Origin of the sequence: Marivita sp. (genome assembly GCF_020055675.1) — a bacterium.
Lineage (GTDB): Bacteria > Pseudomonadota > Alphaproteobacteria > Rhodobacterales > Rhodobacteraceae > Marivita.
Genome location: NZ_JAIPUS010000008.1, coordinates 62,237 through 76,675 on the forward strand (window position 1 = coordinate 62,237; position 14,439 = coordinate 76,675).

The 14,439-nt window shown below is 63.2% G+C and carries 17 protein-coding genes; all 17 read right to left on the reverse strand.

Annotated elements, in window-relative coordinates; translation table 11 throughout:
* Nucleotides 1-51 precede the first annotated feature (51 nt).
* Complete coding sequence (locus LCF59_RS07705) at nt 52-243, reverse strand: DNA gyrase inhibitor YacG (protein WP_292286874.1); 192 nt, start codon at nt 241-243, stop codon at nt 52-54.
* On the reverse strand, nt 240-1,262 hold the full coding sequence (locus LCF59_RS07710; protein ID WP_292286875.1) for a ribonuclease E/G: 1,023 nt from the start codon (nt 1,260-1,262) through the stop codon (nt 240-242). The genes LCF59_RS07705 and LCF59_RS07710 overlap by 4 nt, the downstream gene beginning before the upstream one ends.
* Entirely contained in the window at nt 1,259-1,837 is a 579-nt protein-coding gene (locus LCF59_RS07715) for a nucleoside triphosphate pyrophosphatase (RefSeq protein ID WP_292286876.1), read from the reverse strand. The genes LCF59_RS07710 and LCF59_RS07715 overlap by 4 nt, the downstream gene beginning before the upstream one ends.
* Before the next feature lie 7 nt (nt 1,838-1,844).
* On the reverse strand, nt 1,845-2,063 hold the full coding sequence (gene infA / locus LCF59_RS07720) for a translation initiation factor IF-1 (protein ID WP_005978431.1): 219 nt from the start codon (nt 2,061-2,063) through the stop codon (nt 1,845-1,847).
* Nucleotides 2,064-2,145: 82 nt separating this feature from the next.
* On the reverse strand, nt 2,146-3,030 hold the full coding sequence (locus tag LCF59_RS07725; RefSeq protein ID WP_292286877.1) for a carbon-nitrogen hydrolase family protein: 885 nt from the start codon (nt 3,028-3,030) through the stop codon (nt 2,146-2,148).
* A complete protein-coding gene (locus tag LCF59_RS07730; RefSeq protein ID WP_292286878.1) occupies nt 3,027-3,623 on the reverse strand; it encodes a GNAT family N-acetyltransferase in 597 nt (198 codons plus the stop codon). Before LCF59_RS07730 ends, LCF59_RS07725 begins: the two co-directional genes overlap by 4 nt.
* Nucleotides 3,623-4,018 (reverse strand): ketosteroid isomerase-related protein, encoded by a 396-nt coding sequence (locus tag LCF59_RS07735; protein WP_292286879.1) that lies wholly within the window; start codon nt 4,016-4,018, stop codon nt 3,623-3,625. Before LCF59_RS07735 ends, LCF59_RS07730 begins: the two co-directional genes overlap by 1 nt.
* Nucleotides 4,015-4,464 (reverse strand): low molecular weight phosphatase family protein, encoded by a 450-nt coding sequence (locus LCF59_RS07740; RefSeq protein ID WP_292286941.1) that lies wholly within the window; start codon nt 4,462-4,464, stop codon nt 4,015-4,017. Before LCF59_RS07740 ends, LCF59_RS07735 begins: the two co-directional genes overlap by 4 nt.
* Nucleotides 4,465-4,468: 4 nt before the next feature.
* A complete protein-coding gene (locus tag LCF59_RS07745; protein WP_292286880.1) occupies nt 4,469-4,948 on the reverse strand; it encodes a UPF0262 family protein in 480 nt (159 codons plus the stop codon).
* Nucleotides 4,949-5,004: 56 nt separating this feature from the next.
* Nucleotides 5,005-6,237, reverse strand: a complete 1,233-nt coding sequence (locus LCF59_RS07750) for a Coenzyme F420 hydrogenase/dehydrogenase, beta subunit C-terminal domain (protein WP_292286881.1) — start codon at nt 6,235-6,237, stop codon at nt 5,005-5,007.
* A 245-nt stretch (nt 6,238-6,482) separates the two neighbouring features.
* Nucleotides 6,483-7,565 (reverse strand): phospho-N-acetylmuramoyl-pentapeptide-transferase, encoded by a 1,083-nt coding sequence (gene mraY / locus LCF59_RS07755; RefSeq protein ID WP_292286882.1) that lies wholly within the window; start codon nt 7,563-7,565, stop codon nt 6,483-6,485.
* Between the two features lie 7 nt (nt 7,566-7,572).
* The gene (murF, locus tag LCF59_RS07760) at nt 7,573-9,003 is read right to left on the reverse strand and encodes a UDP-N-acetylmuramoyl-tripeptide--D-alanyl-D-alanine ligase (RefSeq protein ID WP_292286883.1); all 1,431 of its coding nucleotides are present in this window, start codon (nt 9,001-9,003) and stop codon (nt 7,573-7,575) included.
* Nucleotides 9,000-10,484 carry a UDP-N-acetylmuramoyl-L-alanyl-D-glutamate--2,6-diaminopimelate ligase gene (locus LCF59_RS07765; protein WP_292286884.1) on the reverse strand — a complete coding sequence of 495 codons (1,485 nt, stop codon included), beginning with the start codon at nt 10,482-10,484 and terminating at the stop codon, nt 9,000-9,002. The genes murF and LCF59_RS07765 overlap by 4 nt, the downstream gene beginning before the upstream one ends.
* Nucleotides 10,485-10,527: 43 nt before the next feature.
* Nucleotides 10,528-12,315 carry a penicillin-binding protein 2 gene (locus LCF59_RS07770; protein ID WP_292286885.1) on the reverse strand — a complete coding sequence of 596 codons (1,788 nt, stop codon included), beginning with the start codon at nt 12,313-12,315 and terminating at the stop codon, nt 10,528-10,530.
* The gene (locus tag LCF59_RS07775) at nt 12,312-12,665 is read right to left on the reverse strand and encodes a cell division protein FtsL (RefSeq protein WP_292286886.1); all 354 of its coding nucleotides are present in this window, start codon (nt 12,663-12,665) and stop codon (nt 12,312-12,314) included. Before LCF59_RS07775 ends, LCF59_RS07770 begins: the two co-directional genes overlap by 4 nt.
* Entirely contained in the window at nt 12,665-13,657 is a 993-nt protein-coding gene (rsmH, locus tag LCF59_RS07780) for a 16S rRNA (cytosine(1402)-N(4))-methyltransferase RsmH (protein ID WP_292286942.1), read from the reverse strand. The genes LCF59_RS07775 and rsmH overlap by 1 nt, the downstream gene beginning before the upstream one ends.
* A 6-nt stretch (nt 13,658-13,663) precedes the next feature.
* Nucleotides 13,664-14,173, reverse strand: a complete 510-nt coding sequence (mraZ, locus tag LCF59_RS07785) for a division/cell wall cluster transcriptional repressor MraZ (protein WP_292286887.1) — start codon at nt 14,171-14,173, stop codon at nt 13,664-13,666.
* Between the last annotated feature and the right edge of the window lie 266 nt (nt 14,174-14,439).

Below are 14,439 nucleotides of genomic sequence, written 5' to 3' on the forward strand. Positions count from 1 at the left end.
TCTGGTTGCCAGACAGACAGGCTTGACCCTTCAAGGCGGGCCCACGTGGACCTAATGAAGCTTGTCAGGGTCTTCGGCGGCCTGTTCGGCGGCGTCGATCGCGGCCTCGATATCCTCGGGGTCTTGGGACGGCACGGCATATTGCCCGTTCAGCCAGCGCGACAGGTCCAGATCGGCACAGCGTTTCGAACAGAACGGCCGCGCCTCGGCATGCGTTTCCTTGCCACAGATCGGACAGCTCATGTCAGCACCTCGCTCAGGGACAGTCGGTCACGTTTGCGTTGTAACTCGATATGCCCCAGCGGTGTCCACCCCACGAAAACGCTTTCCACGCTGTCGCGCTTGAGCGATGCGCGCAGGGCGGATTCGATCTGGCGGCGGTCCTTCTTGGCAGTCGGAGCGAGGTCGATCACGACCTGCCCGCCCAAACCCCGCAGCCGCAACTGGCGCGGCAGGTCCTTGACCGCGGCAAGGTTCGCCTTGAGCCCCGCAGCCGGGCTGGTGTCACCGCCCGTGTTTACATCCACCGCGACCAGCGCCCTTGTCGGTTCGATCGCCATCGACGCCTGCGCGCCAAGGGGCACGTCGCGGGTTCTCAGACTGTCGAGCACATCCAGAATGCCATGCCGCTCAAAGCTGCCGTCGACAGGGTCGATCTCGGCAGTCTCGCTCCATTCGCGCCAAGCAAGAAGATGCGGCCCATCCCCCTCCAACAGCGTTTCCGCGTCACCGCGGGGTTCGTGCATCACGGTCTGCGCCAAGTCCGCCATCGCTGCGATGTCATCGGCGATTTCACCAGTCCCGGCGCCTTCGCACGACGATCTCAGGATCAGGCCGACCCCGCCCGCATCCATGATGTCATGCGCAATCTCCAACAGGCCTTCGCGCAGGTCGTCATCCTTGATCCGGCGCGATACGTTGATCCCGGGCGCATCCGGCGTGACGATCGCATAGCGGCTCTTGAACAGCAGCTTGTGCGTGACCGGAATCGCCTTGCCCGGCTCGGCGTAGCCGGTGACCTGCACCAGCAGGCTTTGCCCGGGGGCCAGCCCCTTGACCTGCCGGACAAAGGCCGACCCATCGGGGGTACGCAGGAACATGCCGCCCTGCCCCTTCATCAGGCGTTCGCAAATTGCACGGTAGATCGTACCAGGCGCGGGTCGATCGGCCTCGACGAACAGGTCTTCGACCTGACCATCGACCATGAGCGCCGCCGCCGCGCGGCCCTGCACATGATCCAGCGCGATCAGTCGGCCCTTCATGCCGCCCCCGTGTAAAGCGGGTAACCCGCCGCCACCAACAGGTTTGCCGTTTCGGCCAAAGGCAAACCGACAACCGCGCTGAAACTGCCATTGATCCATGGCACGAATGCCCCGGCAGGCCCCTGGATGGCATAGCCACCGGCCTTGCCGCGCCAATCATCAGTCGCCAGGTAGGCATTCACCTCGGCATCACTCAGACGCTTCATCTTGACCTGGGTCACCACGTCCCGCTCCCACAGGGCTTCACCCCGCCGTATGGCCACCGCCGTGACGACACGATGACGTCGCCCGGACAGGGCGTAAAGAAACTGCGCCGCCTCGGCCGCATCAGCCGGCTTGCCCAGAATACGCCGGCCCATGGCCACCGTCGTGTCGGCGGACAGAACGATCTCGTCATCGCGCGCCGGGATAGCCAACGCCTTTTCGCGAGCAAGACGCACGCAGTACGGACGCGCCGATTCACCGGGACGCGGATCTTCGTTGATGTCGGGCGGGCGGATATCATCCGCCTCCACCCCGATCTGCGCCAAAAGCTCCCGCCGCCGGGGGCTGCCGGAACCCAGGATCAGCTTCATGAAACGCTTACTTGAAGCGGTAATTGATCCGACCCTTGGTCAGATCATACGGTGTCATTTCGACTTGCACCTTGTCGCCCGCAAGAACACGAATCCGGTTCTTGCGCATCTTGCCTGCCGTGTGCGCTATGATCTCATGGCCGTTCTCAAGCTCGACCCGAAACGTCGCGTTAGGCAGGAGTTCCTTAACGACACCGGGAAATTCGAGCGTATCTTCCTTGGCCATGGTTTCTCCTTAACTAACCGCCCCGACAGAGTGCGAGGCGCGCCATTAAATGGGGGCAAATCGCCCGTTTATCAAGGGCAATTCAACCCAGTCTGCGGGTTTCGGCAATCACGTCACGCCCGGACTGCTCGTTCCAGTGCCGACGATTGAGCACAACACCATCGGCTCGCACATGCGAAATCCGGTGCGGATCGATCTCGGCGTAGGTCCATCCCGAATGGTTCAGGACACCCTCAGCCATCACGCCCGTTGGCGGGAAACCCGTGTCAGGCGGACCGAAAAAACCTCCCGCGCCGGTATTTTCGTCCACAGCCTCGGACCAATCACATGATCCAACGGTTGAAGACATGACGGTAACACATTGATTTTCCAACGCACGCGCCATTGCACCGATGCGGACACGCCAATAGCCTGTCAACGCCTCCGTACAAGACGGCACAAGAAGGACATCCGCATCCGACATGGCGCGCCCAAGCAGCGGGAACTCGCAATCATAGCAGATCAGGATACCAAGCGTGCCGAACCGTGTCTCGAACAGGCGCAATGGCCCACCAGCCACGACGCCCCAATCCTCGCGTTCGAATCGGGTCATGATTTGTTTGTCCTGAATGCCCATACTGCCATCCGGGGCAAAAAACCGCGCGCGATTTACCGGCCGGTCGCTGATTTCGGCATCAAAAAAGGGGGCCGAGGCAGCAAGTATGTAGACACCATGCGCCTCGGCCAACCGCGCATGCAACGCATCCGCCGCGGGAATCCGGTCCGACACGGCATGCAAGGACAGTTCCAGATCCTGCGCGGCGGCACGCCCCGCGAGCGTCGCCAATTCCATCGCACCATATTCCGGGAAGACCAGAATATCGGCCCCCTCACCGGCAGCCTCACTTACCCATCGCGTCAGCTTTTCTTCGTAAGCCTGCCATGATGCGAGAAAATCCATTGGATATGCCGCTGTTGCAATCTTCATGCCGCACCCCCGTCCAAGACTCGCGTCCAGACCTGCAACGGCTTGCGGGTTTCACTGGCCTGATCCACGTCACGCCACGAAAACCACGCCACCGCGCCTTCCAGCGGCTGGTAGCCGCGCTTGCGCCAAAACCCGTCCAGCGGCACATACCCATCCGGCCGCAGAGGGTGTTCGTCCGGGCGCACCACCCCGCAGAACGCCGAGACACGCGCCCCCAAGGACCGTGCATGATCCTCGCGCAGATCAAAGAACCGATGCCCGACGCCCTGCCCGCGGTACTCGGGCAAAAGCACCGACTCTGCGCAGTAAAAGATATCGCCCAGCGCAAGCCCGGACCCGTCAAAGGCTGCCGCGAAATCATCGGCGTGATCGACCATCGGCGTTCCGGTCGCAGCCCCGACAAGGCGCGCGCCATCAAAAGCCCCGACAAGAATCGCGTCGGGGCTGTTGCGGTAAGCGGCAAGGTAATCCCACTCATAGGCCAGCTCCCCGTCATAGAGATAAGGCCAGTCGCGAAACACCCGGATGCGCAGCAGCGCCACATCCTCCAGCGCCGCCTCCAGCGCGGCCCCGGTCAACACCTCGACCCGCATCAGGACACCTGTGCGATCCAGTCGCTGAGATTGTAATACGTCACCACGCGGCTGATCTTGCCGTCCTCCAGCGAAAAGAACGATCCGGCCGGCAGGCGATATCCCTCCCCCCGCGCCTCCGGCAATCCTGCATCGGTCTGCAAATAAGTGCCATTCACCATATACTCCGCCGCGCCGCGCGCGCCGTCTTCGGCCACGAAGACCACAAGCTCGGTCACGGATTCGTCATAGCACCGCCCCATATGCGCGCAAAATGCGTGAAACGCCTCACGCCCGACACGGACAGACCCCTCGTTCACGTGGTGTGCGACCTGTTCGTCCAGGCAATCCAGCATCCCCGCAATGTCATTGCGATTGAACGCATCGAAATACCGCTCGATCGTGTCCCGGCTCATCGCCCCTCTCCCCATTTGCGCTGCATTTGATCCACCAGCTGGTCGCGCGTCTGCCGATAGGCAGTCAACTTCTGGTCGCGCAGCTCGCCCAGCCCGGTCGGGTCCATGATCGACCAATATTCCACCGTCAGATGATAAAACCGCGTCAGGTCCAGGGCCCGCCGCTGAGAGGCCGGCGACAGCGACACGATCAGGTCGAAACCGGACAGAGCCTCGCCGGTCTGTTCCATCTCGTCGAAACTGCGCGACTGATGGCGGCTCATCTCGACCCCGATCTCCTTGCAGACAGAGATGGCGAACCCGTCAATCTCGAGATCATTGACCACCCCCACGGATTGGACATAGGTTTCAAGGCCATACAGCTTCTTCATGATCCCCTCGGCCATCGGGGAGCGGACAGCGTTATGGTCGCAGCAAAACAGGATCGACTGCGGCAACGCCCCCAAAGGTTCACCCCCCGAAATGCAGCACACAGACCAGCGTGAAGAGGCGGCGGGCCGTGTCGTCATCCACCATCGCCTTGCCTTCAAGCCTTTCTTGCAGGATGCGGGCCCCTTCGTTGTGAATGCCGCGCCGCGCCATGTCGATCGTCTCGATCTGGCTGGGCGGCAGGGTTTTCACAGCGTCGAAATAGGATTTGCAGATCTGGAAATAATCCTTCACCACCTGCCGGAACGGCGTCAGCGACAAGTGAAATTCGGCCGCTTTCTCGTGCCGTTCCGTGGTAACGTCAAAGACCAACCGCTTGTCCTTTATCGACAGGCCGACGTTATACGGCCCCGCTGGCACGTCACTGCCATCGCGCGCGGGCAAGTCGAAAGTGTTGTGCTCCATCAGGTCGAACATGGCCACGCGGCGTTCCTGTTCGATCTCGGGGGTGGGCGGAGGCAGATTGCCGTCATCCAACCGGATATGGGAAATGCGTGTCATGGGCGATGATCCTCGATCTGCGCACCTCCCTACTGCGCGGTGTCCTTGTGCGCAATCTAACCGTTGTCGCGGTCGCGCGTCTCGTCTTTGACGGGAACCAGACCATATTTCGCCGCGACCCGCCAGACATGCGCGGGCACCATGTTCTTGATCCGCGCCGGATGCACCCGCCGCAGGTGCAAAATTGTCTCGATCGCCTTCATTTCGACGCGCGCCCGTGCAAACTCCAGTCCCCGAGGCCCGATGCGCGGCTGCAACCAGGCCACGATGGGGCGCACCCAGTCCGGCATCCGCCGCAAGGGAAGACCGCCCGCCGCGCGTTCGGTGTTGACCAGAAACCCCGTCACCGCCGCGTCACGCTTGCCTTTGTCCGTCAAGGCGCTCCGCACCACCCGGTCCCCCAGCCGGTCCAGGACAGCCGCCCCGCGCGCATTGCGCACGATCAGCCATTGGTCACCATCACCGCCCATATACCCCACCGTGATGTCCGCCAGCCGGTTGGTGTAATCGACACAGGTCTTGCAGGTCATCGGAAAGAAATCCGCCGGCAAATCCGACAGCGGCAGCTTCAGAAACGGAATGAACCGCGGCTTGCGCCCGTCATCGAAGCGCAGTTCGACCCGGTAATCGGCGCGGAATTCGAGGTAAGACACCGTCTCCGGCCTGTCGTCCAGACGCGCCAGGAACGCATGGAAATTGTCGGTCGTCGTATTGTCCGAACAGGGCGTACCGATCACCGTGATCTCGTCAAAACCCAGTTCCGCCTCGAGCGCACGCAGCGCGTAGACCTGGCAGGGGATGCCGATCACGGCAATTCGCCGATGTCCCGCCTCCCGTGCCGGCTCCAGGAGCGCCAGAAGAGGTCCGAACCCCATGCGCATCCCGCGACACTGCGCCATCTGCCCGGCCTGGGTCACGATCACCGGCATCGGCTTCCAGCGATCCTCCGGGTCCGGTGCCGTTGCCAGAACCGCGTCCACAGCACCGGCGCGGAGCAGCTCGGCCGCCAATTCGGTCGTCACCCCGGTCCATTGCGCATCCTTCGCAGCCGGCTCCAGCCGCGCACGGTACATGGCCTGCGTGACCCCGAAAAACGCCTCGTCCCCGGCACCGGCCAAACGCCCATGCACACGCGCTTCCAAACCATCGTAATCCGGCTGAATGAACTGGCAGACGCGCCCGCAGGCGCGGCCATCCCCCATGCGCGACACGCCACAATCGGTGCACAGACCCGCCCGCGGCGCGCCCCCGATCTCCGGCACTGTCAGGCCGATGCGACCCCCATCCATGTCAGCCTCCGCTTGGCACCACATGTCAAGTTTAGTTGACACAACCGCAAAAAACCAGTCTGGACTTCTTCTCTTTCCAAATATGCAAATCCACCATCCACCAGTGGCACGCCGCGAAACAAGCGCGTCACGCGACCCACCCGCCCGAGGACGTCGCCGCAGGCGAAAGGACGAGGCACCCTGCGCGCAATCGTTTGCGCTCAACTTGTCTGAAAAACCGATTACGCCGTTTCGGGTCGGGCGCCTTAGCGCACCTTGAGCGTCGCCAGACCGATCAGGGCAAGGATAAGCGAGATGATCCAGAACCGGATCACGATCTGCGGCTCGGCCCAGCCCTTCTTTTCGTAGTGATGATGGATCGGAGCCATCAGGAACACGCGTTTTCCGGTGCGCTTGAAGTAGAACACCTGCACGATCACCGACAGTGCTTCCACGACGAAAAGCCCGCCAACGATGGCCAGAACGATCTCGTGCTTGGTGGCCACCGCGATGGCGCCCAGGGCGCCACCCAGCGCAAGCGATCCGGTGTCTCCCATGAACACGGCCGCTGGCGGTGCATTATACCACAAAAACCCAAGCCCGCCGCCAAACAGCCCGGCCGTGAAAATGAGGATCTCGCCGGTGCCCGGCACGTAATGCACGTCCAGGTAATCGGTGAAATCGACCCGCCCCACGGCATAGGCGATCACACCGAGTGTCCCGGCGGCGATCATCACCGGCATGATCGCCAACCCGTCAAGACCATCCGTCAGGTTCACGGCGTTGGCCGATCCGACGATCACGATGACCGCGAAGGGGATGAAAAGATAGCCGAGGTTCAGCAGCGTATCCTTGAACACCGGAAAGGCCAGTTGGTTGGTCAACGCCTCCGGATGATATTGTGCCGCCCAGAAACCGGCAATCGCGGCAATCAAGAACCCCAGCAGCAACCGTATTTTGCCGGACACACCGGCCGTATTCTGTTTTTTCACCTTGGAATAATCGTCGGCAAAGCCGATAAGCGCGAAACTCACGGTCACGAACAGCACCATCAAGACAAACGCGTTGTCCAGACGCGCCCAAAGCAACGTCGATGTCAGCAGTGCGCCGACAATCAAAAGCCCGCCCATCGTGGGGGTTCCCGCCTTCGCGACATGCCCCTCAGGCCCGTCGCTGCGGATGGGCTGGCCTTTGCCCTGCCGTTTGCGCAACACGTTGATCAGCGGCAGGCCAAAGTAGAACCCGAACAACAGCGCCGTCAGGAAAGCGCCGCCCGCGCGGAAGGTAATATACCGAAAGAGATTGAAAAAATCGCCCCCGTCGGACAGAGCGGTCAACCAGTACAACATGCAAACTTCATCCTTCAGCGTCGCTTTCACCCAAATTCCGGATCGCGTCAACCACGCGGGACAGCCCCATTGAGAGCGATCCCTTGACCACGACCACATCCCCGGCGTCCAGGGCGCGCGGCATCCGGTCCGCCATCTCTGCCGCCGTTTCGCACCAGAAGCCGCGTTTGGCCTCTGGCAGAGCCTCGTGCAAGTGCCGCATGAGCGGCCCCACGCAATGCACCCGGTCCAGCGACCCTGTCGCCTCCAGGTCGGCCAGCGCCGCATGCAGCTCAGGCCCCGTCGGGCCCAGTTCCTTCATGTCGCCCAACACCGCGATCCGGCGTCCGCGGCGCACGCGCCCCGTGTCGTCTTGTACCGGCGCTGCCGCCAGAACCACCAGTGACGCCGCAACCGATGCCGGGTTGGCGTTATAGGCATCATCGATGAGCGCCAGCGTCGCATCCGGGTCGCTACTGTCCAGCGTGACAGTGGCATGCGCTCCACGCCCCGCTCCGGGATGCCAGCGACCGATGTCGTTGGTCACCAATGCCCGGTTCAGCCCCAGCGCCGAGGCCACCGCGACAACACCCATGCCGTTGAGCCCGAAATGCTTGCCCGCCGCGTGCACCTTGAAAAGCACCGGGTCAGTTCCGGCGCGGCCCGTCACGACAACCCTGTCATCATGTGTGATGATGGACGTGGCTTGAAGGTCGCATTCGTCCGATTCTCCGAACGAAATCAGGTTTTCAGTGTAACGGCTCGCGACGTCGCGCAAAATGTCCGAGGTCGCGACATCGCCGTTGAACACTGCCGTGCCATCCGGCTGCAACCCTTCGAAGATCGACGCCTTCTCATGCGCGATTCCCTCGATGCTCTCGAAGGCTTCGAGATGCGCCGGGGCAACAGTTGTCAGCAAGGCAACATCCGGCCGGGCCATCCGGCTGAGCGGCGCGATCTCGCCGGGATGGTTCATGCCGATCTCGATCACCGCGAAGTCGCTGTCTTTCGGCATCCGCGCAAGCGTCAGCGGCACACCCCAGTGATTGTTATAGCTTGCCTCGGCGGCGTGGGTCGCGCCTTGCGCGGACAGAACGGTGCGCAACATGTCCTTGGTCGAGGTCTTGCCGACCGATCCGGTCACGCCGACCACCTTGGCGCCGGTCCGCGCCCGGGCCGCCCGCGCCAGCGCGTCCAGCCCTGTTTGCACATCGTCGACGATCAAAAGCGGCGCATCCGTCGCGACGCCCTCCGGCACACGGCTGACCAGCGCTGCCGCTGCGCCTTTTTCCAGCGCCTGCGCAACAAAATCGTGCCCGTCCCGCGCAGCGGTCAGGGCCACAAAGAGATCACCGGGGTCCAGGCTGCGCGTGTCGATGGACACCCCCGTTGCCGACCAGTCGCGGGTGGATGTCCCGCCGGTCGCTTTCGCGGCCTCCGAACTGGTCCAGAGCGTCATGCCAGTTTCCCGTCCAGCGCCGCCACGGCCACGCTCGCCTGCTCGGCATCATCGAAGGGAAACACCGTGGTGCCGACGATCTGCCCGGTCTCATGCCCCTTGCCGCAGATCAAAAGCGCATCTCCCTGCCCCACTGCGTCGACGCCGCGCAGGATCGCCTCGGCGCGGTCCGCCACATCCGCCGCCTCCGGCGCGCCTTCCAGGACGGCCGCGCGGATCAGCGCCGGGTCCTCGGTGCGGGGATTGTCATCGGTCACGATAACCACATCCGCGTGTTCGGCCGCAGCGGCGCCCATGAGCGGGCGCTTGCCCTGATCCCGGTCGCCGCCTGCGCCGACAATCGCGACAAGCCGCCCCATGACATGCGGGCGCAGCGCTTGGGCCGCGGTCGCCACGGCATCCGGCGTGTGCGCGTAATCCACGTAAACCGCCGCGCCGTTGGCCCGTGTTGCGGCCAGTTGCATCCGACCGCGCACGGTTTCAAGTTCAGCCAGAACCGGAAAGACACGGTCCGGGACCGCACCGCTGGCAATCGCAAGACCGGCGGCAACCATGACGTTTTCCGCCTGGAAGCCGCCAATCAGGTTCAGCCGGGTCTGGAATGTCTCACCGCCAAAGCGGATCCGCACATCCTGCCCCTTGGCATCGAAGCGTTGCGCCAGCAGCGCCATATCGGCCCCGTCGCCCCGGCCCACGGTCAGGATTTCCTGCCCGCGCGCCCGCGCAATCGCCAGCATGTCGATGCCGCGCGCATCATCGATATTGATGACAGCGATCCCGTCTTCGGGCAGCACACGGGCGAACAGCCCTGCCTTGGCGTCAAAATACGCTTCGAAACTCTCGTGGTAATCAAGGTGGTCCTGGGTGAAATTGGTGAACCCTGCCGCGCGCAGGTTCACACCATCGAGCCGCCGTTGCGCCAACCCGTGCGAGGACGCCTCCATCGCCGCGTGCTCGATACCCGCCTCCGTCGCGGCAGCGAGTGCGCGATGCAGCGTGATCGGCTCCGGCGTGGTGTGGGCCAGAGGCGACTGCCAGTCACCCTCGACGCCGGTGGTGCCAAGGTTGACAGCCGAATGGCCCAGCAATTGCCAGATGCGCCGGACAAAGCTTGCCACGCTGGTCTTGCCATTGGTGCCCGTCACGGCGACCATCGTGTCGGGTTGCTTTTCGAACCACAGCGCAGCGCAGAAGGCCATTGTCTGGCGTGGATCGGCGGCGATCACGAGGGCCGCAGGGGAGCCGTCCAGCGCATCTCTGGCGATCTCGGCCCCTTCCACGTCGGTCAGGATGGCCGCTGCCCCCATGCGCAGCGCGTATTCGATGAATTCGGCACCATGCATCCGCGTGCCGGGAAGAGCCGCAAAGAGATAGCCATCCTTCACATCCCGGCTGTCCACAGCCAATCCGGTCACAAACGCATCGGCCCCGCCGCGCGCGGTCAACCCGAGAGCCGTCAGGCTTTTTGCATCTGGCCCCATGCCGCGCCCTTTGTCCTTTGCGCCTTTGGTCAGGCGACTGTCCTCAGTTCGAGGTGTTGATCATGCCGTCCAAATGCCGCGTTTCGACCTCTGGGCGCAAGCCCAGAAGCGGCGCAATGCGTCGGATCATTTCCGCCGCCACGGGAACAGCGGTCCACCCGGCGGTGCGGCGCGGCTCGCTGCCGCTTGTCTCGACCGGTTCGTCTAGCGTCACGATCAGCACGTATTTCGGATCATTGGTCGGAAAGACGGATGCGAAGGTGTTGATCACCTTGTCGTCGTAATAGCCACCGCCGCGCGGCTTGGGTTTGTCGGCCGTGCCGGTCTTGCCGCCGACCGAATATCCCGCCACTTCGCCAAAGCTGGCCGTGCCCTCGGTGACAACCTTGCGCAGCATGTCAAGGCTTTGCGTCGCCGTCTGTTCGGACATCAGCCGCGGGCCGAGTTGCGGGCCAGATTGTTTGAGCAAGGTCGGCACGACCTTGTGCCCGCCATTGGCAAACGCCGCGTACCCGGCGGCAAGGTGCAGCGGGCTCGATGACAGGCCGTGTCCGTAAGAGATTGTCACGCTCGACAACTCGGTCCATTTTTTCGGCAAGAGCGGCTTCCCCCCCCCCGCCTCCACGATTTCAAGCGGTATTGTCTCAAAAAACCCCAGGCGTTTCAGGAATTCCTGCTGTCGCTCCGGCCCGATCGACAAGGCCAGCCGCCCTGTCCCCCGGTTCGAACTCTTGACGATGATGTCCGACACCGACAGCGGGCCGTAGTTCTTGTTGTTGAATTCACCGATGTTGAAGCCTGCGACCCTCATTGGCCCGGACGTGTCGATCACCGTCTCGGGACTGACCAATCCAAGCTCCAGCGCCTGCGCAGCGGCAAACACCTTGAAGGTCGAGCCAAGCTCGTAAACCCCCTGGACTGCGCGATTGAAAAGCGGGCTGTCCGCCGCTTCGCCTTGGGTCAGCGGGCGGGGCCGGTCATTGGGGTCGAAATCCGGCAGCGAGGCAATCGAGATCACCTCGCCGGTCTGCACGTCCATCAGGACGCTCGATGCGCCCTTGGCATTCAACAGCTTCATCCCGCCCAGAAGCACCCGTTCCGCCACCGCCTGCACCGTCAAGTCCAGCGACAATTCCAGCGGGGCACCTTCGCGGGCGGGATCGCGCAATTCGGCATCGAAGAACTTCTCGATCCCGGCGGTGCCAATGACCTCGGCCGAATGCACCCCCTCGCGGCCGAAACTGGCCCCGCCAAGAACATGCGACGCCAGGGCACCATTGGGATAAAGCCGCATCTCGCGCGGCCCGAACAGCAGCCCCGGCTCGCCGATATCATGCACCAGCTGCTTTTGCTCCGGGCTCAGCTTCTTGCGCACCCACAAAAACTTGCGCTTGCCGGTGAAGTCTTTGCGCAAACGGTCCTCGTCAAGCTCGGGAAATATCTTCACAAGTTCGGTTGCGCTGCGCTGCGGGTCGACCATTTGCTGCGGATGCGCGTAAAGCGAGAACGTCTCCATATTGGTGGCGAGGATACGGCCCTTGCGGTCCACGATATCGGCACGGCTGGCGATGATCGACGCACCGGAGACCTGCGCGCGCGGCTCAGCCGGCTCCGAGGCGGCAAGAGAGCCCATGCGCAAGCCCACGACGGTAAAGGCGCAAAAGAACATGATCGCCATGACAAGAAGCCGCCCTTCGGCGCGCGACCTGGCAGTGTCGCGCATCTGTTCCTGACGAATGCGCAGGTTTTCCCGCTCGATCGCATCGGGGTTTTCGCCTTTGCGCCGGGCATCCAGGATCCGCGCGAGGGGACGAAGCGGCGTGCGGATCATGGCTCTTGCGCTCCTGCACTGGAAATTTCGACCGGGTAGGTGATCGGCAGGTCATCTTCCGGCTCTTCGGGATAGGCGATCTGGTCAACCCGGCCGAACTGGTCTGGTTCAAACGGCAGGAGTCCGAGCCGTTCATAATTCACCTCGACCAGATCACGCAGCCGGTCCGGGCGATTGAGATAGGCCCATTCCGCCTTGAGGACCGCCAGACGGGCCCGCGCGTCGCTGATGTCAGAGCGCACGGATTGCGCCTTGGCCAGCGCGGCCTGGGTCTTGTAATTCTCGTGATAGGCCCAAAAGGCCGCCGCGATGACGGCCATGAACGTCAGCACATAGAGCAGGGAACGCATCAACGGTCGTCCTTCAGTTGCGGCAGGGCGATCTGCCCCGCGCCGATCTCGCCCGCCGGGGCCTCGGTGCGGCGCGCCACGCGCAGCTTGGCCGATCGCGCGCGCGGGTTCTCGGCCAGCTCGTCGGCATCCGGCCCCACCGCCTTGCGGGTCACGATGTCAAAGGCGGGGGCCGCGCGTTCGATCTCGGGGGCATATCGGTTGGCGCGCCCGGTCTGCCCCGCGCGGGACTGGATGAACCGCTTCACCATCCGGTCCTCGACCGAATGAAAACTGACCACGGCCAGAAAACCGCCCGGCTTCAAGGCCCGCTCAGCCGCCATCAGCCCCTGCATCAGCGCGCCATATTCGTCGTTTACCGCGATGCGCAGCGCTTGAAAACTGCGTGTCGCAGGATGCGATTGATTCGGCTTCGGGCGCGGCAAGCAGGTCTCGATGATCCCGGCCAGTTCCAGTGTGCGCGTGATCGGGGTGATCGCGCGCGCCGCGACAATCGCCTTGGCAATCCGGCGGGAGGCGCGTTCTTCGCCGTATGTGTAGAGAATATCCGCGATCTCGACCGCGTCGGCGGTGTTCACGATATCCGCCGCCGACGGCCCGTCCTGCCCCATGCGCATGTCGAGCGGGCCATCCTTCATGAAGGAAAACCCCCGGTCCGCCCGGTCCAGCTGCATCGACGACACACCCAGGTCCAGCACCACGCCATCAACATCCGACGCGATCTCGTCCATTTCGGCAAAATTCGCCCGGTGCAGATCGATTTGGCCGGCGTAGTCGTCTATCCAGGCCGACGCCATCTCGTGCGCCAGCGCATCGCGGTCAATTCCGATCACCTTGTCGGCGCCGGCGTCGATCAGCCCGCGAGCATAGCTGCCAGCGCCAAAGGTGCCATCCACCCAGACGCCTTGCACCGGCGCGACAGCCCGCAAAAGCGGGGCAAGCAGAACGGGAACATGTGGGTCTTTGGAACGTGTGGCAGCGGCAGCAGACATACGCACTCAGCCTCCTTGGTGCTGATCCAGGAAGATCAGCGGATCAACATCATCCGGCAGCTCGTCCAGCCATTCCTCGGTCGCCGAAAGCTCTTCGGCGTCATATGTGCCGGGTTCCCAGATCTGGAAGGTGTCGCCGGCACCGATAAAGAACGCTTCGCCCGTCAGCCCGATCTTCTGGCGCAGTTTGGAGGGCAGCACCAGCCGCCCGGTCTCGTCCACGCTGGTGGCGTGGGATTGCCCGTTGAACAGGCGTTGCAGCATCTTGCGCTCGACCGACCCACGCGGGAGCGCCTCGATCTTGTCATCGACCTCTTCGATGGCCTGCATGGTGTAGCACTCAAGGTATTTGCGGCGCTTGTCGCCATAGACGATGACAAGCTCGGGGTTCAGCCCGTCGGTATAGTTGGGGTCGCCTGCCTCCAGCACACGGCGAAACGAGGCCGGGATGGACACCCGACCCTTGCCATCCACCTTGTGGTGGCTTTCGCCTCTGAACCTCAGCTTCCGGGTCACTGCCCAACCGGTCCTTTCACTATTCTGACCCCTGGAAACGGAAACGGCGAGTTGATCTGCTGCCACTGATCAACCCGCCGCCCGTGTCCCGTTTCCGGGAAGTCCGACTGCGCGCGCCACCTGGGGGGATGTCTGCTCGCCCGCGCGCCGGATCTCTGTCGTTCGATGAAAGCGGGTGCCTGTATGAAACCTGCTTTTTTTGTTTTTGGTACCGCGTCGAGGTCTGTGCCTCGTTTGCTGTGCCTGCTCTCATCTTGTGAAGATGG